The organism is Methylobacterium sp. E-016 (assembly GCF_022829745.1).
Lineage (GTDB): Bacteria > Pseudomonadota > Alphaproteobacteria > Rhizobiales > Beijerinckiaceae > Methylobacterium.
The window spans coordinates 33,866-58,242 of sequence record NZ_JAKSYF010000172.1 but is presented as its reverse complement, the minus strand read 5'-3'; the positions used below and the strand labels follow the sequence as shown (position 1 = coordinate 58,242).

22 protein-coding genes and 1 tRNA gene are annotated in these 24,377 nt (G+C 70.1%); 4 read left to right on the top strand and 19 right to left on the bottom strand.

What is annotated here, in order from left to right:
• The first annotated feature begins 290 nt into the window (after window positions 1-290).
• The 3 genes from MKK68_RS25750 (at window position 291) to MKK68_RS25740 (ending at window position 2,693) form a co-directional block, all read left to right on the top strand.
• Entirely contained in the window at window positions 291-1,043 is a 753-nt protein-coding gene (locus tag MKK68_RS25750; RefSeq protein ID WP_244033352.1) for an SHOCT domain-containing protein, read from the top strand.
• A 52-nt stretch (window positions 1,044-1,095) separates the two neighbouring features.
• Entirely contained in the window at window positions 1,096-2,163 is a 1,068-nt protein-coding gene (locus tag MKK68_RS25745) for a spore photoproduct lyase family protein (RefSeq protein ID WP_147726083.1), read from the top strand.
• A gap of 65 nt (window positions 2,164-2,228) precedes the next feature.
• Window positions 2,229-2,693 carry a nucleoside deaminase gene (locus MKK68_RS25740; protein ID WP_147726082.1) on the top strand — a complete coding sequence of 155 codons (465 nt, stop codon included), beginning with the start codon at window positions 2,229-2,231 and terminating at the stop codon, window positions 2,691-2,693.
• A 24-nt stretch (window positions 2,694-2,717) separates the two neighbouring features.
• Here MKK68_RS25740 and MKK68_RS25735 read toward each other — a convergent pair whose 3' ends face one another.
• The 3 genes from MKK68_RS25735 to MKK68_RS25725 all read right to left on the bottom strand — a co-directional run bounded on the left by MKK68_RS25735 (window position 2,718) and on the right by MKK68_RS25725 (window position 3,429).
• Window positions 2,718-3,029, bottom strand: a complete 312-nt coding sequence (locus tag MKK68_RS25735; protein WP_243988837.1) for an ETC complex I subunit — start codon at window positions 3,027-3,029, stop codon at window positions 2,718-2,720.
• 28 nt (window positions 3,030-3,057) lie between these two features.
• Window positions 3,058-3,134: transfer RNA gene (locus MKK68_RS25730), tRNA-Pro, on the bottom strand.
• Window positions 3,135-3,195: 61 nt separating this feature from the next.
• Complete coding sequence (locus MKK68_RS25725) at window positions 3,196-3,429, bottom strand: hypothetical protein (protein ID WP_147726073.1); 234 nt, start codon at window positions 3,427-3,429, stop codon at window positions 3,196-3,198.
• Between the two features lie 260 nt (window positions 3,430-3,689).
• Here MKK68_RS25725 and MKK68_RS25720 point away from each other — a divergent pair, with 260 nt between their 5' ends.
• Window positions 3,690-4,394, top strand: coding sequence for a glutathione S-transferase N-terminal domain-containing protein (locus MKK68_RS25720; RefSeq protein WP_244033351.1), 705 nt, complete (start codon window positions 3,690-3,692; stop codon window positions 4,392-4,394).
• 42 nt (window positions 4,395-4,436) lie between these two features.
• Here MKK68_RS25720 and MKK68_RS25715 read toward each other — a convergent pair whose 3' ends face one another.
• The 16 genes from MKK68_RS25715 to carB all read right to left on the bottom strand — a co-directional run bounded on the left by MKK68_RS25715 (window position 4,437) and on the right by carB (window position 24,313).
• Window positions 4,437-5,303 (bottom strand): MBL fold metallo-hydrolase, encoded by an 867-nt coding sequence (locus tag MKK68_RS25715; protein ID WP_244033350.1) that lies wholly within the window; start codon window positions 5,301-5,303, stop codon window positions 4,437-4,439.
• A gap of 67 nt (window positions 5,304-5,370) precedes the next feature.
• A complete protein-coding gene (locus tag MKK68_RS25710; RefSeq protein WP_244033349.1) occupies window positions 5,371-6,381 on the bottom strand; it encodes an SDR family oxidoreductase in 1,011 nt (336 codons plus the stop codon).
• Window positions 6,382-6,501: 120 nt separating this feature from the next.
• A complete protein-coding gene (locus tag MKK68_RS25705) occupies window positions 6,502-9,711 on the bottom strand; it encodes an efflux RND transporter permease subunit (RefSeq protein ID WP_244033348.1) in 3,210 nt (1,069 codons plus the stop codon).
• A gap of 110 nt (window positions 9,712-9,821) precedes the next feature.
• On the bottom strand, window positions 9,822-10,955 hold the full coding sequence (locus MKK68_RS25700; RefSeq protein ID WP_244033347.1) for an efflux RND transporter periplasmic adaptor subunit: 1,134 nt from the start codon (window positions 10,953-10,955) through the stop codon (window positions 9,822-9,824).
• A 118-nt stretch (window positions 10,956-11,073) separates the two neighbouring features.
• Window positions 11,074-11,394, bottom strand: a complete 321-nt coding sequence (locus tag MKK68_RS25695; protein ID WP_147841424.1) for a rhodanese-like domain-containing protein — start codon at window positions 11,392-11,394, stop codon at window positions 11,074-11,076.
• Window positions 11,395-11,494: 100 nt separating this feature from the next.
• Window positions 11,495-12,772 carry a glycosyltransferase family 4 protein gene (locus tag MKK68_RS25690; RefSeq protein WP_244033346.1) on the bottom strand — a complete coding sequence of 426 codons (1,278 nt, stop codon included), beginning with the start codon at window positions 12,770-12,772 and terminating at the stop codon, window positions 11,495-11,497.
• 258 nt (window positions 12,773-13,030) lie between these two features.
• On the bottom strand, window positions 13,031-13,603 hold the full coding sequence (locus tag MKK68_RS25685; protein WP_244033345.1) for a GbsR/MarR family transcriptional regulator: 573 nt from the start codon (window positions 13,601-13,603) through the stop codon (window positions 13,031-13,033).
• A gap of 6 nt (window positions 13,604-13,609) precedes the next feature.
• Window positions 13,610-13,717, bottom strand: coding sequence for a DUF2474 domain-containing protein (locus MKK68_RS25680; RefSeq protein ID WP_244033344.1), 108 nt, complete (start codon window positions 13,715-13,717; stop codon window positions 13,610-13,612).
• On the bottom strand, window positions 13,717-14,733 hold the full coding sequence (gene cydB, locus MKK68_RS25675; protein ID WP_244033343.1) for a cytochrome d ubiquinol oxidase subunit II: 1,017 nt from the start codon (window positions 14,731-14,733) through the stop codon (window positions 13,717-13,719). The genes MKK68_RS25680 and cydB overlap by 1 nt, the downstream gene beginning before the upstream one ends.
• Before the next feature lie 5 nt (window positions 14,734-14,738).
• Entirely contained in the window at window positions 14,739-16,163 is a 1,425-nt protein-coding gene (locus MKK68_RS25670) for a cytochrome ubiquinol oxidase subunit I (protein ID WP_244033342.1), read from the bottom strand.
• A 290-nt stretch (window positions 16,164-16,453) separates the two neighbouring features.
• Entirely contained in the window at window positions 16,454-17,344 is an 891-nt protein-coding gene (locus MKK68_RS25665) for a LysR family transcriptional regulator (RefSeq protein WP_147727817.1), read from the bottom strand.
• Window positions 17,345-17,632: 288 nt separating this feature from the next.
• Window positions 17,633-18,610 (bottom strand): thioredoxin-disulfide reductase, encoded by a 978-nt coding sequence (gene trxB / locus MKK68_RS25660; RefSeq protein ID WP_244033341.1) that lies wholly within the window; start codon window positions 18,608-18,610, stop codon window positions 17,633-17,635.
• A 21-nt stretch (window positions 18,611-18,631) separates the two neighbouring features.
• Entirely contained in the window at window positions 18,632-19,669 is a 1,038-nt protein-coding gene (locus tag MKK68_RS25655) for a mitochondrial fission ELM1 family protein (RefSeq protein ID WP_244033340.1), read from the bottom strand.
• Between the two features lies 1 nt (window position 19,670).
• Window positions 19,671-20,222, bottom strand: coding sequence for a hypothetical protein (locus MKK68_RS25650; RefSeq protein ID WP_243933915.1), 552 nt, complete (start codon window positions 20,220-20,222; stop codon window positions 19,671-19,673).
• A 9-nt stretch (window positions 20,223-20,231) separates the two neighbouring features.
• Window positions 20,232-20,708 (bottom strand): transcription elongation factor GreA, encoded by a 477-nt coding sequence (greA, locus tag MKK68_RS25645; protein WP_187274882.1) that lies wholly within the window; start codon window positions 20,706-20,708, stop codon window positions 20,232-20,234.
• Between the two features lie 131 nt (window positions 20,709-20,839).
• Window positions 20,840-24,313, bottom strand: coding sequence for a carbamoyl-phosphate synthase large subunit (gene carB / locus MKK68_RS25640; protein ID WP_243951436.1), 3,474 nt, complete (start codon window positions 24,311-24,313; stop codon window positions 20,840-20,842).
• Window positions 24,314-24,377 lie beyond the last annotated feature (64 nt).

Sequence of the window (24,377 nt, the reverse complement as noted above, 5' to 3'; positions counted from 1 at the left end):
GGGCCGCATCACGACGACCGCTGCCTGACGCTCGGCAGCGGGGCCCCCGGGCCATTTTGTGAACGTGCGTCCGTGGGCGAAGCTCCGCCGTGCGCGAAATTTTTGCAGCGCAGCGAGGGGTGCCGAAGGTTCGGGCGGAAACCGTTCGCGGGCCTGGCATTTTTGCGCAGCCCGGGTTCTTCCACCGCTCCGCCGACCGCGGCATAGTGCGGGCTCGCCCCGGGCGCGAGGCCCGGCACACGCGGCCCCCAGCAGCGCCTCGGCGCATCGCGTCCCCCGGAGCAGCCCGCATGACCCTTGAGGCACACAACGACGAGGGCCCCGACCACGCCTCCGGGCTGCAGATCGTGGCGGATCGCCACGGCGTCAGCCTCGAAGCGGTGCGCCATCTAATGCGGGCGCTGGAGGCCGGCAACGGCACGATGGCGCAGTTCGACCACCCGGAGCTCGGCGGCATGGGCCAGTGGTTCTCCGGCGGCATGGTCATGGTCGGGCGGATGTTCGACGCGGAGCTGAAGGCCCGCGTCGCCGGCCTCTGCGCCGAGCTGGCCGACGCCCTGCCCCCGGGCGGCTGGAGCGGGAGCGGCCGGGCCGCGGGCGGCCGCGGCGGCGGCGAGTGGTGGCCGGCGGGCCTCGGCCGGCCGTCGAGCGCGGGCGCCCAGGACGGCCTGCGCTATGCCTACTTCCCGGAGACGCGGCGCCTGGCGATCGAGTCCGACGCCGGGGTCGCGCTCTACGACACCGGCGAGCACCAGATCTCGGGGGTCTCCCAGTCCGACGGCGCCCTGCGCTTCACCGGGCCGCAGGGCAGCATCGCCCTCGATACGCTGCGCCGCCTCGCGCCGGACGCGCCGACGCCCGCGCGCGACGCTTCTCCCGCTTCGGCCCCCGCCCGCGCTTCCATCCCTGCCGCGCCGCCGGACTCGTCGGGCGACGGGGACGTGTTCACGAAGATCGAGCGGCTCGCCGAGCTTCACGGCCGCGGGGTGCTGACCGAGGCCGAGTTCGCCGAGAAGAAGGCCGACCTGCTCTCGCGGCTCTGAGCCGGCGCCCCATATCGCAGGGGCGGCCGCGTTCCGGGCCGCCGGACCCCGCATGGCCTCGATCGGCGACCTCCTCGACATCTCCACGATCTATCACGAGCCCGCGGTGGAGACGTTTCCGCGCGGGCGCGAGATCCTGGCGCGCTACCCGGACGCGACGCGCATCCCGGTACCCTCGCACTGGAACATCCCGGCGCTCCACGGCAACGAGGGCTCGGTCGAGGACTGGGTCCGGATCAAGCGCTCGACTCTGGTGCTCGGAGTGAAGAAGGGGCTGACGATGCGGCCCAACGGCCGCAGCGCCCACTTCATCGCGCCCTCGACCTCGAACGGCTGCGCCATGGCCTGCGCCTACTGCTACGTGCCGCGGCGCAAGGGGTTTTCCAACCCGATCTCGCTGTTCGTGAACGTCGAGGCCGCCTGCGCGGCGATCGCGCGGCATGCCCGGAAGCAGGGCGCGCTGCCGGAGCCCGACACCATCGATCCCGCCGCCTGGGTCTACGACATCGGCGAGAACGGCGACCTCTCGGTCGACGCGGCGATCTGCGACAACGTCCGCGACCTCGTCGCGCTGTTCCGCACCCTGCCCAACGCCAAGGGCTCGTTCGCGACCAAGGCGGTGAACCGCGACCTGCTCGCCTACGACCCGCAGGGGCGCACCCGCATCCGATTCTCGCTGATGCCGGCACGGATCGCTAAGGTGGTCGACGTGCGCACGACGCCGATCGCGGAGCGGATCGCGGCGATCGACGACTTCGTGGCCGCGGGCTACGAGGTCCACGTCAACTTCTCGCCGGTCATCCTCTACGAGGGCTGGGAGGCGGATTGGCGGGCCTTGTTCGCCGAGATCGACGGCACGCTGTCGGACGCCGCCAAGGCCCAGCTCAAGTGCGAGATCATCCTGCTGACCCACAATGCCGGCCTGCACGCGGTCAATCTCGGCTGGCATCCGCGCGCCGAAGAGCTGCTGTGGCGGCCCGACATCCAGGAGGCCAAGGTCTCCGAAGGCGGCGGCGCCAACGTCCGCTACCGCGCCGGCTGGAAGGGCCGCTGGCTCACGCGCTTCAAGGCGGTGCTCGCGGAGACGATGCCGTACTGCACCGTGCGCTACGCGTTCTGAGCGGCGGGATCGAACCGTTCTCCGCCCCTGGGCGTTCCCGACCGCATCCGGGAGGACCGACCATCATGAGCGATCACGCACGGTACCTGAGCGAGGCGGTGCAGTTGGCCGCCGACAACGTCTGCGACGGCGGCACGCCCTACGGCGCCGTCCTGGTGCGCGGCGACGAGGTCCTGGCCCGGGTCGCCAACAACGTCCACACCACCAACGACCCGACCGGCCATGCCGAGATGGTGGCGCTGCGCGAGGCGAGCCGGCGCCTCAACAGCCGCGACCTGTCCGGCAGCGTGATGTACGCCAGCGGCCAGCCCTGCCCGATGTGCCACGCCGCGATGCGGCTGTCGGGCATCCGCGAGGGCTACTTCGCCAACGCCGCCGCCACGGCCGGCGAGTTCGGGCTGCTCGGCGCCGAGATCTACGCCGAGCTGTGCCGCCCGCTCGACGCGCAGCCGATGCGGCTGAAGCACCTCGACGTGCCGGACGCGACCGCGCCCTACGCGGCCTGGAAGGCGCGCAAGGACGAGGCCTGAGCCGATCGGCTCGGCGCGTCCCGGTCAGTGCGTCCAGGGCGCCGTGCGGTTGAACTTGAAATTGTCGGAGTAGGACAGCCCCTTGCGCGGGGGGGCCGTCTTCGGCTCCTCGACGCGGTAGGCGATGCCGGCCTTCTTGGCGTAGGCGACCGCATCCTCGAGGGTCTCGAACTTGAGGTGGACCTGCTGCAGCATGTCGCCCGAGCCGGTCCACCCCATCAGCGGGTCGGTCTCGCGCGGCGCGGTCTGGTCGAACTCGAGGTGCCAGACCTTGGTCCGGGCCGTCCCCGACTGGGACGCGTCCTTCGACGGCTGGAAGATGCGGGCGCTCGACATGGCCTTCAGACACCGCTCCGGAAATCGATGGTCGGGGCGATAGGATTCGAACCTACGACCCCCTGGTCCCAAACCAGGTGCGCTACCAGACTGCGCTACACCCCGACATGCCATCGGTCTTACGGGGTCGCCGGGGCGCGGGCAAGGTTCGATCGGTGTCGCGGCCCTAGACGCGGATGTCGAGGACTGTCCGCTCCATCGCGTCGGACGCGCGCAGGACCGCCGCGTTGGCCGCGAAGGCGGCCTTGTCCTCGATCAGCCGGACGGCCGTGCTCGACAGGTCGACCTGGGCCGCGCTCGGAAGGCTCGTCCCGATCTCGGCCACGCGCGTGGCGGTCGACTCGAACCTCTGCGACGCGGCAGCAAGGCCGGCACTGCTGATCGACGTCGCGCTGATCATGACCCGCCTCCCCGATGACGCGACTCAAACCATGGCGGGCCTGAAGGAAACGGCCGAGGATTGCCGCGCATTTGATCGATGGCGGCGTGAAGACGAAGATACGATTGCGAAAGGCCGACGGCCAACGTGGTCCTTGCGGTATGACCGATGCGCGGGCGGTCCCAGAGGCGCCCCGTGCCGAACGCCGCTTGATCCGCGGCGCATCCGACCCACCTGCGGCATCGAGGGCGCGACGGTCCACGTCACCTGAGGATGTTTCGATGATCGATCTCTACTACTGGCCGACCCCGAACGGTCACAAGGTGACGATGTTCCTCGAGGAGGTCGGCCTCCCCTACACGATCAAGCCGGTCAACATCGGCAAGGGCGAGCAGTTCGATCCCGGCTTCCTGAAGATCGCGCCGAACAACCGCATGCCGGCGATCGTCGACCACGCGCCGGCCGACGGCGGCGCGCCGATCACGCTGTTCGAGTCGGGCGCGATCCTGCTGTACCTCGCCGAGAAGACCGGCCGGTTCCTGGCCACGGACCTCCGCGGCCGGCAGGAGGCGCTGCAATGGCTGTTCTGGCAGATGGGGGGCCTCGGCCCGATGCTCGGCCAGAACCACCACTTCTCGCAATACGCCCCCGAGAATATCCCCTACGCGATCAACCGCTACGTCAACGAGACCAACCGGCTCTACGGCGTCCTCGACCGACGGCTCGCCGACCGCGACTTCGTCGCCGGCGATTACGGCATCGCCGACATGGCGGCCTATCCCTGGATCGTCCCGTGGGAGAAGCAGGGCCAGACCCTCGACGATCACCCGAACCTGAAGCGCTGGTTCCACGCCATCGCCGAGCGCCCCGCCACAAAGGCCGCCTACGCCCGCGCCCCGGAGGTCAACCCCGACCACGGCAAGACCATGAGCGAGGACGCCAAGAAGGTGATGTTCGGGCAGACGGCGGGGAACACCAAGCGCTGACGCGCACCTCCCTCCCCTCTTTGCGGGGGGAGGAAAGCGGCGTTACCGCCGCAGGCCGTCCAACCGCACCGGCGCCGCGTGCGGCCGCGTCGCCAGCATCTCGTCGATCAGCGCCAGGACCTCGGCACGCCCGCAATTGGCGGCGGGCTCGAACGGGGTCCAGGTCTGGGTGAAGTCAAGGCGGGCGAACACGTCGCGGTAATGGCGAAGCTCGTTCGTCGTCAGCGGCACGCCGCGCACGAAGGCCTTGTGCGCCGAGATCGTCACGGCGCGGCGGAAATCCTCCGGGTCCAGCTCGAACTTCAAAGCGTCGCCGCAGAAGCAGATCTTCCGCTGGCGATCGAACAGCACGGCGTGGCCGTCGAAGTGGCCGGCGGTGCGGTGGAGCTCGAGTCCCGGCAGCGGCTCGAGGAAGTCGTCGTAGGGCCACGAGACCTGCAGCGCGGCGCTCCAGGCGAAGTCGGCGGCCGGCAGGCACAGCTCCGGGTCGAACCGGTCCTGCAGCTGCACCAGCGCCCCGTAGGCGTGCGGGTGCGAGGCCGAGAGCACCTGCATGCCGCCCAAGCTCGCGATGTGGTCGAGCGCCGCCTCGCTGAAGACCGGGCAGCCCTCGAAGCCCATGTTGCCGGCCTCCGTGCAGATCAGGTAGCTCGACGGGCCGATGCCCGAGACCGGCTCGTTCCAGAACCGCCAGACGCCCGGCTCAAGCTCCTGCCAATGGCAGGGAAAGCGCGCCTGCGCCTCGCGCTTCGTCCAGAAGCGCCAGCCGTCCTGCGGCACGACGTGGCGGGCGTCGAGGCACATCGGGCAGGCCGGCGGGGTCTCGAAGTGGCGCTGCCAGAAGCCGCAATTGTCGCAAACGTAGGCCGGCAGATCGAGGGCGCCGGCAAAGGGCAGGTATCCGGGCACGCGTCGCCTCGTGGCAGTGGGGATGGTGCGGAGTTCCTATCAGGCGCCCCGCCGAAACGGGAGCCCGTCAGGGCCGCGGCAGCAGCAGCCGCGGGGAACGCGCCACCGCCGCGGCGCTCGCGAGCCCCGCCAGGGCGATTCCGGCCAGGCCCGCCATGAGCAGGTCGCGCTCCCGGCTGGTCCAGAACGCGGAACGGGTGCGCTTGGTCCGGGCGCCGAAGCGCCCGTCGATGCCGACGTCGCCCGGCACCGGGGCGTCGAGGTTGCCGGCCCGGTACGGCAGGTCCTCGTCGGCCATCTGCTTGGGCCACATCTCGGCGGCCTTCCGGTCGGCATAGCCCGGGACCAGGGCCTGGGCCGCAGCCATCATCACCGTGCTGCGGCCGACCCAGACCTCGCGGCGCGGATGCTCGGCGGCGTAGACGATGGCCTCGGCGCACAGGCGCGAATCGTAGACCGGGTCCGGCGCATTCTGGTCGCGGCCGGTCCGGTTGCGGGTCCAGCGGTATTGCGGGGTGTTGACCGCCGGCAGGTAGATCACGCTGAGCGAGACCGCGGACTTGTCGTGGATCAGCTCGCAGCGCAGCGAATCGGTGAAGCCCGAGACGGCGAACTTGGCCGCGCAGTACGGCGCCTGCAGCGCCGCGGCGCGGTAGCCCAGCCCGGACGAGACCTGGATGATCGCCCCGCGATCGCGCGGCTTCATGAAGCGCAGGGCGGCGAGCGTGCCGTAGACCTGGCTGAGATAGGTCGTCTCCGTGACGCGGCGGTACTCGGCCGGCGTGATCCGGTCGGCCCGGCTCACCACCGTCGACATCGCATTGTTGACCCAGGCGCGGACCGGCCCGAGCTCGGCTTCGATCCGGGCGGCGGCGGCGTCGACCGCCTCGGCATCCGACACGTCGGCCGGGATCGTCAGCACCGGGCGGCCGTAAGCCGCGAGGGCGGCGGCGGTCGCGCGCAGCCGGCCTTCATCGCGGGCGATCACCGCCACCGACCAGCCGCGGGACGCGAACAGGTGGGCGGTGGCCAGGCCGATCCCGGCGGTGCCCCCTGTGACGACTGCGACCCGTGCCATGCGCGACTTCCCCCGACGTACCGCAGCGACAAGCGGTTGCGGCGCAAACGGTTGCGGCCCGCAGGCCGTGCCCAATGGACACGCCCTGCGGGCCGCGAAGGTCGCCGGCGCCGGGCCGGATCAGGTATGCGCGGGCGCCGCGTGCGCCGGGGCGCCGCCGTGGCCGTCGTCGGTGCTCTTGCCGCGCTTCTTGCCCACCCAGATCACGATGTTCCGGATCATCACGTAGAAGACCGGCGTCAGGAACAGGCCGAAGAAGGTCGCGCCGATCATCCCGAAGAACACCGCGGTGCCCAGCGCCTGGCGCATCTCGGCACCGGGGCCGGTGGCGATCACCAGCGGCAGCACGCCGAGGATGAAGGCGAAGGCGGTCATTAGGATCGGGCGCAGGCGCAGGCGGCAGGCCTGGATCGCGGCGGCGACGGGGCCCTTGTGCTCCGCCTCCTCGATGTCGTGGGCGAACTCGACGATCAGGATGGCGTTCTTCGCCGCGAGACCGATCAGCACGATCAGGCCGATCTGGGTCAGGATGTTGTTGTCCTGCCCGCGCAGCTGCACGCCGAACAAGGCGGCCAGCACCCCGGTCGGCACCACCATCAGGATTGAGATCGGCAGCGCCCAGCTCTCGTACTGCGCGGCGAGCACCAGGAACACCAGCAGGATGCCCAGCGCGAACACGTAGACCGCCGTGTTTCCGGTGGCCTTCTGCTGGTAGGCGATCTCGGTCCAGTCGTAGGCGTAGCCCTCGGGCAGCGCCTTGGCGGCGATCTCCTCCATGGCGGTGAGCGCCTGGCCGGTCGAGACGCCGGGCTTGGCCACGCCCTGCACCGGCACCGAGTAGTACAGGTTGAACCGCTGCACGATCTGCGGGCCGGCGACGGTGCGCAGCGAGGCCAAGGTCCCCAGCGGCACCAGCGCGCCGGTGGAGGAGCGGACCTTGATCTGCGAGATGTCCTGCTGCGAGGTCCGGTAGGCGGCATCGGATTGCAGGCGCACCTGGTAGATGCGGCCGAGCGTGTTGAAGTCGTTGACGTAGGCGCCGCCCAGGTCCGCCTGCACCGAGGCGAAGACGTTGGCCAGCGGCACGTTCAGCATCCGCGCGATCGTGCGGTCGATGTCGAGGTAGAGCTGCGGCGTGTCGTTGCCGAAGGTGGTGAACACCCGCTGCACGTCGCTGCTCTGGTTGGCCTGGCCGATCAGCTCGCCGGCGGCGGCCAGCAGCGGCCCGGTCTCCGAGGATTGCCGGCTCTCGACCTGCATCTTGAAGCCGCCGCCGTTGCCGAGGCCGCGCACCGGCGGCGGCGGGATGACGATGACCCGCGCCTCCTGGATGTTGGCGGTGGCCTTCAGCACCTCGCCGGTGATCACCGCCGCGCTGCGCCCGTGGGTGGCGCGCTCCTTGGCGCCGGCCAGCGTGATGAACATCACGCCGGAGTTGGTGGTGTTGGTGAAGGTCGCGCCGTCGAAGCCGGCGATGATGACGGTGTTGGTCACGCCGTCGATCTTGCGCGCTTCCGCGGCCGCCCGGTTCACCGTCTCGGTGGTGCGGTCGAGCGAGGCGCCGGCCGGCAGCTGGACCACGCCGATGAGGTAGCCCTGGTCCTGGTCGGGGATGAAGCCCGTCGGCGTCGTCTGCACAAGGTGGATCGTGCCGAAGATGACGAAGCCGTAGAACACCATCACGGCGACGATGCCGACGCTGTAGCCGGTGAGCAGGCCGACGACCCGGGCGTAGCCGTTCGAGAGCGCCTCGAAGCCGCGGTTGAACAGGTCGGCGAGCCAGGCGATGAACCGCGTGAGGAAGAACTTCGGCTGCTTGCGGGCGTGGTGGGGCACCAGGAGCAGCTTGCAGAGTGCCGGCGACAGGGTCAGCGAGTTGAAGGCGGAGATGATCGTCGAGGCGGCGATCGTCAGCGCGAACTGCTTGTAGAACTGGCCCGAGATGCCGGGGATGAAGGCGGTCGGGATGAACACCGCGGCCAGCACGAGCGCGATGGCGACGACGGCCGAGCCGACCTCGTCCATGGTCTTGTGCGCGGCCTCGCCCGGCGACAGCCCCTCCTCCATGTTGCGATCGACGTTCTCGACCACGACGATCGCGTCGTCGACGACGATGCCGATGGCGAGCACCAGCCCGAACAGGGTGAGGTTGTTCAGCGAGAACCCGAAGGCCGACATCGCCGCGAAGGTGCCGACGAGCGAGACGGGGATCGCGATCACCGGGATCAGCGCCGTGCGCCAGCTCTGGAGGAACACCAGGATCACGATCACCACGAGGCCGACGGCCTCGAACAGGGTCTTGTAGACCTCCTGGATCGACTCCTCGATGAACTCGGTCGGGTTGTAGGCGATGCGGTACTCGACGTCGGGCGGGAAGTTCTTCTTCAGGTTCTCCATCACCTTCTTGACGGAGGCCGCGGCGTCGAGCGCGTTGGTGCCCGGGCGCTGGAACGCGCCGATGCCCACCGCCGGCGTCGCGTTCAGGAAGGAGTTGGTGGTGTAGTCCTTCTGGCCCATCTCGGTGCGGGCGACATCCTTCACCCGCACCAGGCGGCCGTTGGTCGCCTTGACGATGACGTCGGCGAACTCCTCCGGCGTCTGGAAGCGCCCCTGCGACTGCACCACGAGCTGGAACGCCTCGCCGGTCTGGGCGGGCGGCGCGTTGAGCGCGCCGGCGGCGACCTGCACATTCTGCTCCTGCAACGCCGTGGTCACGTCGGTGGTGGAGAGCCCGTAGGCGGCGAGCTTGTTCGGGTCGAGCCAGATGCGCTCGGCGTACTCGTTGCCGCCGAAGATCGTGATGTCGCCGACGCCGTCCAGGCGCAGCATCTCGTCACGGATGTTCAGGTAGATGTAGTTGGCCAGGTAGTTCTGGTCGTAGGTCTTGTTCGGCGAGAGCAGGTGCACGACCAGCATCAGGTCGGGCGAGGCCTTGCGCACGGTGACGCCGAGGTTGCGCACGTCCGGCGGCAGGCGCGGCTGCGCCACCGAGAGCCGGTTCTGCACCAGCACGTTGGCGATATCGAGGTTGGTGCCGACCTTGAAGGTGACGGTCAGCAGCATGTTGCCGTCGTTGGTCGACAGCGACGTCATGTAGAGCATGTTGTCGACGCCGTTCACCTCCTGCTCGATCGGCGTCGCGATCGTCGCGGCCACCGTCTCGGCGTTGGCGCCGGGGAAGCTCGCGCGCACGGTGACCGTGGGCGGGACGATCTCGGGATATTGCGAGACCGGCAAGCTCTCGTAGGCGACGAAGCCGAGGAGCAGGAAGATGATCGACGTGACCGACGCGAAGATCGGCCGATCGACGAAGAAGTGGGCAAAACGCATCGGTCAAACCTCTGGGTCGCCGCCCCTCGCGGAGCCGGCGACCGGCGTCGTCGATGGCGCCGCACCGGTCGGGACCGGTGCCGCTCGTACGCTCGAGACCGCGGACGGCCTCAGGTCTTGCTCGGCGGCAGCGTGATCGATTCCGGCGAGACCTTGGCGCCGGGGCGCACGCGGGAGGTGCCGTTGACCACGATGGTCTCGTCGCCCTTCAGGCCGTCGCGGATCACGCGGTAGCCGTCGACCTTGGGCCCGAGCTTCACGTCCTTGGCCGTCACCGTCCCGTCCTCGCCGACGAGGTAGACGATGCGCTTGTCCTGGTTGGCGGCGACCGCCTCGTCCGGGATCATGACGCCCTGGAACGGCTTCGTCGCGGGCATCGAGACGATGCCGAACAGGCCCGGCTTGATGAAGCCGTCGGCGTTCTCGACCGTGGCGCGCAGGAGGATCGTGCCGGTGGAGTTGTCGACGCGGTTGTCGACGAAGTCGAGGGTGCCCTTGCGGGTCGGCTTGGCCTCGCCCGACAGGGCGATCAGGATCGGGACGCCCCTGCCGCGCTGGGTCTGGCCCATGCCGATGCCGAGCGAGCCCTGGTACTTCAGGAACGACTTCTCGTCGACGGTGAAGGAGAAGTAGATCGGATCGAGCGAGACGATGGTGGTCAGCATCGTCTGGTCGGTGATGACGATGTTGCCCTCGGTCACGAGGCGCTGGCTGATCCGCCCGTTGATCGGCGACTTCACTTCCGAGAAGTCGAAGTTCAACTGGGCGTTGCGGAGCGCCGCCTCGGCGCTGTCGACGTCGGCCTGCGCGGTCTGCGAGGCCTGGCGGCGCTGGTCGGTGACCTGCTCGGAAATGTTGCCGCCCTTCGACAGGGTCTGCGCGCGCTCCAGGTCGGTCTGCGAGAACGAGAGGCGGGCCTTGGCCGAGGTCAGCGAGGCCTGCGCCTGCTCCAGGGCCGCCTTGTAGGGCCGCCGGTCGATGACGAAGAGCACGTCGCCCTTCTTCACCGTGGCGCCGTCCGTGAAGTTGATCTTCTCGAGGTAGCCCGTCACCCGCGCGCGGACCTCGACGAACTCGATCGGATCGAAGCGGCCGGTATACTGGTCCTGCTCGATGATCTCGCGGACCACGGGCTTGGCGACCGTCACCTTCGGCGGCGGGCCGCCCGGCGCCTGGGCACGGGCCTGCGGCGCGGCGAGCGCCGCGGCGATCACGATGAGGCTTGCGAGCCGACGCTTGTACATGGATGGTTCCCCAGCAGCCCGCCACCTATTCCCCGCAGCGCGCACAGGTTGTGCGACACCGCACATGGCTTCGCCGCGACCGACCGGGCGACGCGCATGCGGCCGTGCTTCGACGGGTCTACTCAATCGCTTCACCGGCCGACGACCAGTCGCGATAGCCGCCCTTGTAGTGTTCCGTGAGGCCGAGCCCGGTCTGCTGCATCGCGTTGAGCGCGTGGACCGAGCGCACGCCGGAGCCGCAGGAGAAGACCGCGCGGCGCCCGTCCGCCTCGATCAGAGCGGCCACCGCCGCCGGATCGAAGCTCGAGAGCGGGTGCATCACCGCTCCGGGGATGTGGCCGTTCTCGTATTCGTGCGGCTCGCGCACGTCGATCACCAGCATCGACCCGTCGGCGAGACCCTGCTTGATCGCATCGCGGTCGAGGTCGACAACACGCATCGAACGATTCCCTGGAAGAGAGGCCGGCCGCGCGGGCTGACGCTTTTCCTTATTCGTCAGCCGTCCGCGGTGCAACACGCCGCCGGAGGCGCGCCGCGGATCAGAGCGCATCGAGCAGCGCGTCGGCCTGCTCGAAATGCGCCGCCCAGGTCGGTGCGGCGTAGCCGTCGAGACGTTGGGCCAGCGTCTCGCGAAGCCCGGAGCCCGGCCGGCTCAGATCCTCGACCGCCCGCCCCCAGCCGAGGCCGTCGAGGGGATCGAGGAAGGCGGCGAAGCCCTCGGCGATCTCGCGGTGGACCGGAATGCCGGAGGCGACCACCGGCACGCCGGACGCCGCCGCCTCGACGATCGGGATGCCGTAGCCTTCGGTGAAGGACGGCATCAGCAGCGCCGTGCAGCTCCGCGTGAGCGCGGCGAGGCCGTGGGTCGAGAGCCCGGAGACCTCGACGACGTGCGGGCGGATCGCCTCGCAGCGCTCCAGCAGGTCGACGACGTTCTCGGCCTCCCACCCGCGGCGCCCGACCAGCACGAGCCGGGGCGCGGCCGGGCCGTGGCGCTCGGCGAGCTCCCGCCAGAGATGGAGCAGCAGCAGATGGTTCTTGCGCGGCTCGATCGTGCCGCAGACGAGGAAGGTCGGCCGGTCGGGGACGAAGCGCGGGCCGTCGCGCCCGAAGGCCGGCTCGACGCCGAGATGGCCGACCGCGAGCGGCGGACGCCCGAACCCGTCGGCGGCGAGGTGCGCCAGCGTCCGCTCGCCGGTATCGGCGGAATTCACGACGATGGCGGCCGCGTGCCGGCCGATGGTCCGCAGGCGCCGGCGGTGGCGCTCGGCCTCGCCGGGGCGGCCGTATTCGGGATGGGTGATCGGGATCAGGTCGTGGACGAAGAACGCCGGCCGCACGTCGGTGCGGGTGTAGAGCCAGTCGAACTGCTCGGGCTTGTCGAGGCGCAGGTGCGAGGTGTGCAGGTAGAGGCTGCCCTCCGGCAGGGCCGAGATCGGCGCGGCGCGCAGGATCCCGAGCACGGTCTCGGCTTGGATGCGCCGCCGGCGGATCGTGCCGGACCGCTGGTCGCGCCCGGCGACGGCCTCCGCCGGGCGGCCGGTGAGCCGTGCCTCGAGGCGGCGGTAGACCGGATCGGATTCGGCCACCACGTCCTCGGTCCAGCCGTCCGCGACCGCGTCGACGATGCGGGACGCGTGGTCCCGCTCGAGGATGCGCGGCCCGAGGCCGGTGGAGACCAGCCCGAAGCGCGCGCCGGCGCCGTCGAGCACGTGGCGGGCATAGGCGAGGTCGACCCGGTCGATCCCGGACGGGCTCGCATGGCGCAGGCGGGTGACGAGGCGGGTGAGGTCGAAGGCGATCGGCCGTGTCGACATGATGCTCCGGATTGCGGCCCCCATGCGGGCCGGCCGGGTGTTACCGGGCCGAGGCGCGGAGGGCCAGCCGGTGCGATGCCTCGGGTTCGAACCGTTGGCCGATCGGGAATCGGTCGCGGTCGGCATATCGGAAGCCGGACAACGAGGAACGGGAGCCTGCGCCGGGGGCGGCCGCCGCCCGCCGCCGGCGACGGATGAAGGCTCTCGCGGCACGCGACGGACCGACCGCCGGGTTGCGCGCCCGGCTCCGGGCAGCCGTCAGCCGATCGACGCCTTTCCTCGTGCCGCCCGTCCCGGCAGGAAACGATCCTTCATCTCCAGCACCTTCTGCACCTGGGCCCCGAGCGTCAGAAGCTGCACGAGGCGTTGCGTGTCGAGGCGGCGCACGTCGCCGTACCAGCCGGCGAACAACTCGAACAGATCGCGCATCTCGGTCAGGCGTTGCTGGGCGTAGCGTTCGTCGTCATCGCTCGGCGCCTCCATCAGCAGCTCGCGCAGCAGCGTCAGCGTCGGGTCGATCTCGCGCTTCTTGCGCTCCTCCACCAGGGTCCGGACGATCTGCCAGATGTCCTCCGGCGTCGAGAAGTAGTCGCGGCGGTCGCCGGGCCTGTGCTGAAGGCGGACGAGGCTCCAGGCCTGCAGCTCCTTGAGCCCCATGCTCACGCTCGAGCGGGACAGGCCGAGCTTGTCCACGATCTCCTCGGCATTGAGCCCCTGCGGCGACACGAACAGCAGCGCGTAGATCTGGCCGACCGTGCGATTGATGCCCCAGCGGGAGCCCATCTCGCCGAAATGCAGCACGAAGGCTTGCGCGAGGGGAGGAAGCTGCATCGCCCGCTATGCCTTGAGCCAGAGGCGCAGCACGAAGGCGATCCCGCCGCCGACGACGACCCCGCCGATCCAGAGGGCCAAGGACCAGCCGAGCCGGCCGGCCCAACGCGGCATCAGCCTGCGCAATGGTAGCCGTCCGCGCCGACCTTGCCCCGGAAGACCCAGTACGCGTAGGCGGTGTAGGCCAGGATGACCGGGATGAGGACGCCCGCGCCGACCAGCATGAAGATCTGCGAGGATCTCGGCGAGGGCGCCTCCCAGATCGTCACCCGGCCGGGGACGATGTCGGGATAGATGCTGATTCCCAGACCGACATACGACAGGCCGAACAGCCCGAGCGCCAGCAGGAACGGCGCCCGCTCGGCCCCGCGCAAGAGCGTCCGGAAGAACAGGACGCTGCCGAGCACGACCAGCAACGGCACCTGAGCCGTCAGCAACACGTTCGGCCAGGCGAACCAGCGGGCGGCGAAGGCGGCGTCGAGCAGCGGGGTCGCCGCGCTCACGGCCGCGATGCAGGCGATGGTGGCGATCCCGAACCGGAACGCCATGCGTCGGCCGAGTTCGCGCGTCGTTCCCTCGGTCCGCATCACGAGCCACGTGGCGCCCAAGAGCGCGTAGCCCAGCACGAGGCTGATCCCGGTGAACAGGCTGAACGGCGTCAGCCAGTCCCACCGCCCGCCGCCGTAGCCGCGCCCGGTGACGGCGATGCCCTGGAGGAGAGCGCCCAGGGCGATGCCCTGCGCCAGGGCGGCGACCAGCGAGCCGCCCGCGAAGGCGACGTCCCAGAGGGCGCGATGGCGGGGATCGCGCCAGCGGAATTCGAAGGCCACGCCTCGGAAGACCAGGCCCAGCAGCATGGCGACGATCGGTGCGTAGAGGGCGGGCAGGATGATCGCGTAGGCGAGCGGGAACGCGGCGAAGAGGCCGCCGCCGCCGAGCACCAGCCACGTCTCGTTGCCATCCCAGACGGGCGCGATCGAGTTCATGGCGACGTTGCGTTCCTCCCCGGCCCGGAGGCTGGGAAACAGCAGCCCGACGCCGAGATCGAAGCCGTCCATCACCACGTAGGCGAAGACCGCGAACGCGATCACGAAGGCCCAGACCGTCGAGAGATCGAAGGCGGCGTCCATGGCTCCTACTCCGCCGGCTGCAGATGGCGATCGGGATCGACGGCGGGCGCGGGCGTGAGGCCGGCGGCGCGGATCGGCAGGCCGACCTCGGGGCCTTCCTCGCCGCGATGGGGCGCATGCGCCATCAGCCGCAGGATGTAGAGGATCCCCATGCCGAAGACCGAAAGGTAGATCACGACGAAGGCGAGCAGCGAGCTCGCGACGGCCTGCACCTGCAGCGGAGACGCGGATTGCGCGGTGCGCAGCAGGCCGTAGACCGTGAAGGGCTGGCGGCCCACCTCCGTCGTGATCCAGCCGGCCAGCACCGCCACGAAGCCCGCGGGCCCCATCGTCACCGCGACGCGGTGCAGCCAGGTCGTCTCGTAGAGGCGCCCGCGCCACCGCGCCCACAGGCTCCACAGGCCGACGCCCAGCATCGCGACGCCGAGCCCGACCATGATGCGGAACGACCAGAACACGATCGGCACCGGCGGCCAATTCGCGCGCGGGACGCTGTCGAGCCCGTCGAGGGCGGCGTCGCGCGAATGCTTCAGGATCAGCGACGAGAGCTTGGGCACCTCCAGCGCGTAGCGGACGGTCGCCGCGTCCTGGTCCGGCAGGCCGAACAGGATGAGCGGAGCGCCGTCCGGATGACCCCGGAAGTGGCCCTCCATCGCCATGACCTTGGCCGGTTGATGCGCGAGCGTGTTCAGGCCGTGGGCATCGCCCGCGAGGATCTGGAGCGGCGCGACGCAGGCCAGCATCCACATCGCCATGGAGAACATGGTGCGGGCGCCCGCATTGGCGCGGTCCCGCAGCAGGTGCCAGGCGCCCACGCCGCCGACCACGAGCGCCGTCGTCAGGTAGGCGGCCAGCACCATGTGCACGAGCCGATACGGGAACGACGGGTTGAAGACGATCGCCCACCAATCGAGGGGCACGAACTGACCTTGCGCATTCGTGCCGTACCCGGCCGGCGTCTGCATCCAGGAATTGACGGATACGATCCAGAATGCCGAGAAGCCGGTGCCGACCGCCACCATCAGGGTCGCCAGCATGTGCAGGCCGCGGCCGACCTTCTTCATGCCGAACAGCATCACGCCGAGAAAGCCGGCCTCCAGGAAGAAGGCCGACATGACCTCGTAGGCCATCAACGGCCCGAGCACCGGCCCGGTCCTGTCGGAATAGACCGACCAGTTGGTGCCGAACTGATAGCTCATCACCAGGCCGGAGACGACGCCCATCGCGAAAGCGATGGCGAAGATCTTGAGCCAGTAGTGGAAGAGATTGATGAACACCTCGCGGCCGGTCGCCAGCCACAGACCTTCGAGCACCGCGAGGTAGCTCGCCAGCCCGATCGAGAAAGACGGGAAGACGATGTGGAAGGCGACGGTGAACCCGAACTGCGCCCGCGCAAGCGTCAGCGCGTCGATCTCGGATAGGAGAGACATGCCCGCGGCCTCGTCGATCTCGTCATTTCAGGAATTACCGAAATGACGATGAGAATGCAAGACTAGACGACGCACAAGGATAGGTCGTATGTCTCATCGGCGGATGCCGCCGGGACCACGGGCCTGCAGGCGGGCGCCGGAGGTACGCGCCATCGCCGACCCCGCGATCCGACGACGAAGCCCCGACCCGCCGGCCTCGGCCGATCCGGCTGGCTTCGAGGGTCGCTTCGGAGCCCGTTCGACGACGGGCGCCGCCGAGCCGCCTCGGAAGGGCGGTGGCGGCCGGCGCCTCAGTACGTCCAGCGCTGCGCCTTCGAGACGAGGAAGTCGCGGAACGCCTGGACGCGGGCGACCGTGCGCATCTCCTCGGCGTAGACGAGATAGCTCTCCAGCGTCGGCATCTCGCTGTCGCGCAGCACCTGGACGAGGTGGTCGTCGCCGTCGACCGCGTAGTCCGGCAGGATGCCGATGCCGGCGCCGGTCTCCATCGCCCGCTGCAGCGCGCCGATGTTGTTGACGGTGAAGGCGACCGGGCGGCGCTCGCGGCCCTCGCGGCCGACATTGGCGAGCCAGTGCGCAGCCAGCAGGTAGGACGGCTCGTTGCCGCCGAAGGAGACGAGGCGGTGCTCGTCGAGGTCCTCGACGGTCTTGGGCTCGCCGAAGCGCTTGACGTAATCCTGGCTGGCGAAGGCGTGGTAGTGCACCGTGAACAGCCGGCGCTGGATCAGGTCGGGCTGGGCCGGCCGGCGCATGCGGATCGCGACGTCGGCCTCGCGCATGGCGAGGTCGAGCTCCTCGTTGGTCAGGATCAGCTCGATCCGCACGTCCGGGTAGAGGTCGAGGAATTCGGCGACGCGCTGGGCGAGCCACGCGGTGCCCAGCCCCACGGTGGTGGTCACCTTGAGGTCGCCCGACGGCCGCTCGCTGGTCTCGACGAGGCGGGCGCGGGTGTTCTCCAGCCGGAGCTTCATGTCGCGCGCGGCGCGGAACAGAAGGTCGCCCTGCTCGGTCAGGATCAGGCCGCGGGCGTGGCGGTGGAACAGGGGCGCCTTCAGCTCGCGCTCCAGGGCGCTGATCTGGCGGCTCACCGCGGATTGGCTCAGGCCGATGTCGTCGCCGGCACGGGTGAAGCTGCCGGCTTCCGCGACGTTGAGGAAGATCCGGATCTTGTCCCAATCCACGGCGAGACTCCCTCACGCACCCAGACGACGCCGAGGCACGCGCGCCCCATTCCGGCCACCCGCGCCGTCGACCGACGCGGGCGTTTCCCGGACCCGCTGCGACGCATCGGACCCGGCTGCGGTCGAACGGGCCCGGCCTCGTCGCGACGCCCGTCACTCATGCGTCCTGAGCATGGTCGCGCGCAAGGCGCCGCAAAAAGAAAATGTTGACAGATCCTCGGCACGGGGCCGAACCGCGCAGTCCTCACCCGCCCGAACGGGGATTCGGGCCGGTGGACGAGCTCGCGCCTACTCGGCGGCGGCCTGTCGCGGGCTCTCGCCGATGTCGAGGTTGGCGAGGTACTTCTCCGCTTCCAGCGCAGCCATGCAGCCCATGCCGGCCGCGGTGATCGCCTGGCGGTAGACGTCGTCGGTGACGTCGCCGGCCGCGAACACGCCGGGAATCTCGGTCTCGGCGGTGCCGGGGCGGACGCTGAGGTAGCCGCCGTGGCGCATCGCGAGCTGGCCGTCGAACACCTCGGTCGCCGGCTTGTGGCCGATCGCGACGAACACGCCGTCGACCGGCACCGCGCTGGCCTCGCCGGTGCGGGTGTCCTTGAGGCGCAGGTGCGTCACCGACGGCGCGGGCGTGGTGGTGCCGCAGATCTCGTCGATCTCGCGGTTCCACAGCACCTCGACGTTCGGATGCTTGAACAGGCGCTCCTGCAGGATGCGCTCGGCGCGGAAGCTGTCCCGGCGGTGGATCACCGTGACCTTCGAGGCGAGGTTGGCGAGGTACAGGGCCTCCTCGACGGCCGTGTTGCCGCCGCCGACCACCGCCACCGGCTTGCCGCGGAAGAAGAAGCCGTCGCAGGTGGCGCAGGCCGAGACGCCGCCGCCCTGGAACTTGGCCTCCGAGGGCAGGCCGAGCCACTTCGCCTGGGCGCCGGTGGCGATGATCAGCGCGTCGCAGGAATAGGTCTCGCCGGAATCGGCCTCGAGCCGGAACGGGCGCACCTTGAGGTCGACCTTGGTGATGTACTCCGACAGGATCGTGGTGCCGACATGCTCGGCCTGGAGCCGCATCTGCTCCATCAGCCACGGCCCCTGGATCGCCTCGGCGAAGCCCGGATAGTTCTCGACGTCGGTGGTGATCATCAGCTGGCCGCCGGGCTGGAAGCCCGAGATCAGCAGCGGCTGCACCATGGCGCGGGCCGCGTAGATCGCGGCCGTGTAACCGGCCGGCCCCGAACCGACGATGATCAGCCTGGAATGGGTGTGGGCCATGACGTCCTCGAATCCCTCGCTCTAAGCCTCGGCGGCGTGCCGGCCGGCCGGCAGACCGCCCTGTGCCGCCCGGAAGGCGGCGTAGCCGTCGGCGAGCGCCTGAGCGATCACCGGCGTGGCGTTGATCGGCTTGTAGGCCAGCGGCTCCAACCGCCCGGTAAACGGCCGCAAGGCGCCGGCCATCGCCAGCCCCGCGAACATCCGCCGGTGGCGGATATAGGTACGCGGCAGGTCGAACAGCAGCACCGGCGCGCCGGTGGACACCGCCTCGCTGACCATGTTCGCCGAATCGGAGGTGACCACCACCGCGTCGGCCAGCGCCAGCATCGCCACGTAGGGGTTGTCGCCGCCGCCGTCCCAGAGGAAGCCGCCGGTCTCCGAGACGAGCGTGCGGATCGCGTCGCGCAGGGGGTCCGGCGTGCGGCGCGAGACGGTGACCATCAGCCGGCAGCCCGACCCGGCGAGCTTGCGCAGGTCGTCGACCAGGCGCTGCATGTCGAGGGCGCGATAGCTCAGGTGCCGGCTGTCCCCGCCGATCAGCACCGCGACCCGCGGCCCGTCGAGCGCCGTCAGCCGGGGGTCCGGCCGCGCGCGGGCGGCCGCGATCCGCTCGGCGGTGACGAGGTGCGGCGCGGTCAGCGTGGTGAAGACGTTGGGGCCGCGCAGGTCGTCGTAGTCGGGCACCCAGATGAAGTCGGCGCTGTCGTGCCCGGTGCGCGGGTCCTTCAGGAAGGCGGTGAAGGTGCGTCCCGGCGCGGCCCGGCGCATCGCGCGGAGATAAGGCACCGCGCGCCGCCCGGAGGCGATCAGGATGTCGGGATAGGGCCCGGCCAGCGCGCCGCGGCTGCGATACGGGCCCTGGCGCGGGTCAATCGGCCCCCACGGCGCCGTCCAGCCGAACGGGCCGCGCGACGGCACCCGGCGGATCTCGTAGGACAGGCGAAGGGTCTCGGCGATGCCGACGCACTGGTTCTCGTCGCCGGCCTTGCCGTCGGTGACGATCCAGGCGCGGGCGGCGGAAAGCGCCGGGGCGGCGTGCGTCTCGGAGGGGGGGATCACGTCAGTCGACGGGCAGGTTGCGGACGAGCCAGTCGGCGTAGATGTCGGCGATGGCGGTCACGCGGCGGCGCTCGGATTGCGGATCGTACCACGCCCCGCCGAAGCTCGACGGGGTGGCGGTGAGCTGCGGGTGGCGCCCGAGGATCGCGCCGTCGCGGGCGACCAGCAGCGCCTCGCCGTCGAGGTAGTCGTTCTGCGAGCCGCCCCCAAAGCCGGAGCGGCCGCTGTTGTTGCCACCGGCGTAGGGCCGCAGCGAGAAGCCGCGGACCAGGACCACGAGGCTCGGGCCGCGGCCGCCGAGGCGGGCCGCGAAGCGGCTGCGCAGGGCCGCGGTCAGGTCGGCGCGCAGCGCCTCGGCCTCTGCCCCGGCGCCGAGCGCCACGAGCGGGCGCACGTCGACGCGGACGTCGGAGAAGCGGTCGCCCCGCAGGCTCGGAAAATCGCCGGCCGAGGCCGGGGCGGCGACGGCCGAAGCGGTCACGGCCAGGGCGGTCACGGCCGGTGCGGCCAGAGCCGGGAGGGCCAGCAGCCCGGCGATCCAGCGTCGCGCCATCCGCACCGGTCAGCCCCCGTACCGGATGCCGACGACCTCGTAGGACTTGCCGCCGCCGGGCGTCGTCACCTCGACGGAATCGCCGACGCCCTTGCCGATCAGCGCCCGCGCGATCGGCGAGGTGATCGAGACCCGGCCCGAATGCACGTCGGCCTCGGGCTCGCCGACGATCTGGTAGGTCTTCTCTTCCTCGGTATCGTCGTCGACGAGCTTCACGGTCGCGCCGAACTTGATCTTGTCGCCCGAGAGCTTGGTGACGTCGATGATCTCGGCGCGCGCGATCAGGCTCTCCAGCTCGAGCACGCGGCCTTCGTTGTGGGACTGCGCCTCCTTGGCGGCGTGATACTCGGCGTTCTCGGAGAGGTCGCCGTGCGCGCGCGCCTCGGAGATCGCCGCGACGATGCGCGGGCGCTCCACCTGCTGGCGGTGCTTCAGCTCCTCCTCCATGGCTGCGAAGCCACGCACCGTGATCGGAACCTTGTCTATCGCCATCGTCTCGCGCCACAATGAAGAGGCCCGGCCGGACGCGGGGATGCCGCGCCCTCCGGGCCAGATTCCAAAACCTGTCCGAGCGCAGGGTCCGCGATCGGTCAGAAACGTCGTGTCGCCGCCCGGCTTCAGGCTGCGAAGTATTCCTGCAGGGCGCGGACCCGAAGGTCACCTTCGAGATAGGCCTGAATGCCCTCGGCCGCCGCCATCGCTCCGGCCAGAGTGGTGTAGTACGGCACCTTATGCAAGAGGGCCGCCCGGCGGAGCGAGCGCGAGTCCGACAGCGCGCCGGCCCCCTCGGTGGTGTTCAGGACGAGCTGGATGTCACCGTTCTTAATCGAGTCGACCACGTGCGGCCGGCCTTCGAGTACCTTGTTCACCCGGTCGCAGGCGACGCCGTTCTCGACGAGGTAGCGCTGGGTGCCGCCGGTCGCCACGATCGCGAAGCCGAGCCCGGCCAGCAGCCGGATCGAGGGCAGGATGCGTGCCTTGTCGCCGTCCCGCACCGAGACGAACACCGTCCCCGAGCGCGGCACCTTGGTGCCCGAGCCGAGCTGGCTCTTGGCGAAGGCGACGCCGAAGCCGGCATCGAGCCCGATGACCTCGCCGGTGGAGCGCATCTCCGGCCCGAGGAGCACGTCGACGCCGGGGAAGCGCGCGAACGGGAACACCGCCTCCTTCACCGCGATGTGGTTGAGGACCTTCTTCTTCAGCCCGAACGCGGCCAGCGCCTCGCCGGCCATGACCCGGGCGGCGATCTTGGCGATCGGCTCGCCGATCACCTTGGCGACGAACGGCACCGTGCGGGACGCGCGCGGGTTCACCTCCAGCACGTAGATCGTGCCGTCCTTGATCGCGTACTGCACGTTCATCAGGCCGCCGACCTTCAGCGCCAGCGCCATCGCCTTGGTCTGGCGCTCCAGCTCGGCGATGATCTCGGGCGAGAGCGAGCGCGAGGGCAGCGAGCAGGCCGAGTCGCCGGAATGGATGCCGGCCTCCTCGATGTGCTCCATGATCCCGGCGATGAACACGTCGGTGCCGTCGCAGACCGCGTCGACGTCGATCTCGACCGCATCCGACAGGTAGCGGTCGAACAGCAGCGGGTTCTTGCCGAGCACCGTGTTGATCTGGCCGGTCTTGTCGTTGGGGTAGCGCGACTTGACCTCGGACGGGATCAGGCTCGGCAGGGTGTCGAGCAGGTAGTCGGCGAACTGGGTCTCGTCGCGGATGATCGCCATGGCGCGGCCGCCGAGCACGTAGCTCGGGCGCACCACGAAGGGCAGGCCGAGGTCGGCCGCGACCATCCGGCCCTGCTCGACCGAGTAGGCGATGCCGTTCTTGGGCTGCTTCATCCCGAGCTTGTCGAGGAGCCGCTTGAACTGGTCGCGGTCCTCGGCGAGGTCGATCGCGTCCGGCGAGGTGCCGAGGATCGGCACGCCGGCAGCTTCGAGCGCGCGGGCGAGCTTCAGCGGGGTCTGGCCGCCGAACTGGACGATGACCCCGTGCAGGGTGCCGTTCTGCCGCTCGGTCTCGATGATCTCGAGCACGTCCTCCTGCGTCAGCGGCTCGAAGTAGAGCCGGTCGGAGGTGTCGTAATCGGTCGAGACCGTCTCCGGGTTGCAGTTGACCATGATGGTCTCGTAGCCCGCCTCCGACAGCGCGTAGCAGGCGTGGCAGCAGCAATAGTCGAACTCGATGCCCTGGCCGATCCGGTTCGGGCCGCCGCCGAGGATGATGACCTTCCTGGCCGCGGTCGGCTGGGCCTCGTCGGCGACCGTGCCGGCGAAGGGGGCGACGTAGGTCGAGTACATGTAGGCGGTCGGCGCCTTGAACTCGGCGGCGCAGGTGTCGATCCGCTTGAACACCGGCCGCACCTTCAGCGCGCGGCGCGCCTCGCGCACCGACGGCTCGTCGGTCCCGGCGAGGACGGCCAGGCGCGCGTCGGAGAAGCCCGCGGCCTTGAGCTGGCGGAACGCGCCCGGCGTCGCCGGCAGGCCGTGCGCCTTGACCCGGTTCTCCAGGTCGATGATGCCCTGGAGCTGCTCCAGGAACCACGGGTCGATCTTGCACGAGGCGTGGACCTCGGCATGGCTTACCCCGAGGCGCAACGCCTGCGCGACGTTGAGCAGCCGGTCCGGCGTCGGCGTGCCGATCGCCGCCTTGATCGCGTTGTGGTCGTCGCCCTTGCCGAGCCCCTCGATCTCGATCTCGTCGAGGCCGGTGAGCCCGGTCTCGAGGGAGCGTAGGGCCTTCTGCAGCGATTCGGCGAAGCACCGGCCGATCGCCATCGCCTCGCCGACCGACTTCATCGCGGTGGTCAGCGTCGGCTCGGCGCCGGGGAACTTCTCGAACGCGAAGCGGGGGATCTTGGTGACGACGTAGTCGATCGTCGGCTCGAACGAGGCCGGGGTCGCGCCGCCGGTGATGTCGTTGGCGATCTCGTCGAGGGTGTAGCCGACGGCCAGCTTGGCCGCGACCTTGGCGATCGGGAAGCCGGTGGCCTTCGACGCCAGCGCCGAGGAGCGCGACACGCGCGGGTTCATCTCGATGACGATCATCCGGCCGGTGGCCGGGTCGATGGCGAACTGCACGTTCGAGCCGCCGGTCTCGACGCCGATCTCGCGCAGCACCGCGAGGGATGCGTCGCGCATCACCTGGTATTCCTTGTCGGTCAGCGTCAGCGCCGGCGCGACGGTGATGGAATCGCCGGTGTGGACGCCCATCGGGTCGATGTTCTCGATCGAGCAGACGATGATGCAGTTGTCCGCCTTGTCGCGGACGACCTCCATCTCGTACTCCTTCCAGCCGAGCACCGATTCCTCGATCAGCACCTCGTTGGTCGGCGACGCGTCGATGCCGCGCTCGACGATGTCGAGGAATTCCTCGCGGTTGTAGGCGATGCCGCCGCCGGTGCCGCCCATGGTGAAGGACGGCCGGATGATCGCCGGCAGGCCGACCTCGGCGAGCGCGATCAGGGCCTGGCCCAGCGCGTGCTCGATGTAGCGCTTGCGCCGGTCGCCCTCGCCCGCATGCCAGGTCTTCTCGAAGGCGGCGACCGCCGCGTCCCGGTCGGCACCCGCAGGCCACTGCGCCTCGATGCGGGCGATCTCGGCGAGGCGCCTGTCGCGGTCGGCCTTCTTCGGCACCGAGGCGTTGGCGAGCTCCGATTTCGGCGTCTCGAGGCCGATCTTGGTCATCGCGTCGCGGAAGAGATGGCGGTCCTCGGCCTTGTCGATGGCCTCGGCCGTCGCGCCGATCATCTGCACGCCGTACTTCTCCAGCACGCCCATGCGCTGGAGCGAGAGCGCGCAGTTCAGCGCGGTCTGGCCGCCCATGGTCGGCAGGATTGCGTCCGGCCGCTCCTTCTCGATGATCTTGGCGACGATCTCCGGGGTGATCGGCTCGACGTAGGTCGCATCCGCCATGTCCGGGTCGGTCATGATGGTGGCCGGGTTCGAGTTGACCAGCACGATCCGGTAGCCCTCCTCGCGGAGCGCCTTGCAGGCCTGGGTGCCGGAATAGTCGAACTCGCAGGCCTGCCCGATGATGATCGGCCCCGCACCGACGATGAGGATCGAGGAGATATCGGTGCGCTTCGGCATCGGACGCCTTGGATGCGCTCACGCGTGCCCGACCGCGCAGCCCGGCTCTCGGGGCGGCGCGGAT

Coding starts and splice junctions, on each gene's coding strand:
- MKK68_RS25680 (WP_244033344.1), bottom strand. CDS start 13,717: ATGCCGCGTTGGGCCGGCCGGCTCGGCTGGTCCTTGGCCCTCTGGATC.
- MKK68_RS25710 (WP_244033349.1), bottom strand. CDS start 6,381: ATGGCACGGGTCGCAGTCGTCACAGGGGGCACCGCCGGGATCGGCCTG.
- MKK68_RS25735 (WP_243988837.1), bottom strand. CDS start 3,029: ATGTCGAGCGCCCGCATCTTCCAGCCGTCGAAGGACGCGTCCCAGTCG.
- MKK68_RS25725 (WP_147726073.1), bottom strand. CDS start 3,429: ATGATCAGCGCGACGTCGATCAGCAGTGCCGGCCTTGCTGCCGCGTCG.
- MKK68_RS25740 (WP_147726082.1), top strand. CDS start 2,229: ATGAGCGATCACGCACGGTACCTGAGCGAGGCGGTGCAGTTGGCCGCC.
- cydB (WP_244033343.1), bottom strand. CDS start 14,733: ATGGACGCCGCCTTCGATCTCTCGACGGTCTGGGCCTTCGTGATCGCG.
- MKK68_RS25685 (WP_244033345.1), bottom strand. CDS start 13,603: ATGCAGCTTCCTCCCCTCGCGCAAGCCTTCGTGCTGCATTTCGGCGAG.
- MKK68_RS25705 (WP_244033348.1), bottom strand. CDS start 9,711: ATGCGTTTTGCCCACTTCTTCGTCGATCGGCCGATCTTCGCGTCGGTC.
- MKK68_RS25745 (WP_147726083.1), top strand. CDS start 1,096: ATGGCCTCGATCGGCGACCTCCTCGACATCTCCACGATCTATCACGAG.
- MKK68_RS25750 (WP_244033352.1), top strand. CDS start 291: ATGACCCTTGAGGCACACAACGACGAGGGCCCCGACCACGCCTCCGGG.
- MKK68_RS25700 (WP_244033347.1), bottom strand. CDS start 10,955: ATGTACAAGCGTCGGCTCGCAAGCCTCATCGTGATCGCCGCGGCGCTC.
- trxB (WP_244033341.1), bottom strand. CDS start 18,610: ATGGCCCACACCCATTCCAGGCTGATCATCGTCGGTTCGGGGCCGGCC.
- MKK68_RS25695 (WP_147841424.1), bottom strand. CDS start 11,394: ATGCGTGTTGTCGACCTCGACCGCGATGCGATCAAGCAGGGTCTCGCC.
- MKK68_RS25670 (WP_244033342.1), bottom strand. CDS start 16,163: ATGTCTCTCCTATCCGAGATCGACGCGCTGACGCTTGCGCGGGCGCAG.
- MKK68_RS25720 (WP_244033351.1), top strand. CDS start 3,690: ATGATCGATCTCTACTACTGGCCGACCCCGAACGGTCACAAGGTGACG.
- MKK68_RS25650 (WP_243933915.1), bottom strand. CDS start 20,222: ATGGCGCGACGCTGGATCGCCGGGCTGCTGGCCCTCCCGGCTCTGGCC.
- MKK68_RS25690 (WP_244033346.1), bottom strand. CDS start 12,772: ATGTCGACACGGCCGATCGCCTTCGACCTCACCCGCCTCGTCACCCGC.
- carB (WP_243951436.1), bottom strand. CDS start 24,313: ATGCCGAAGCGCACCGATATCTCCTCGATCCTCATCGTCGGTGCGGGG.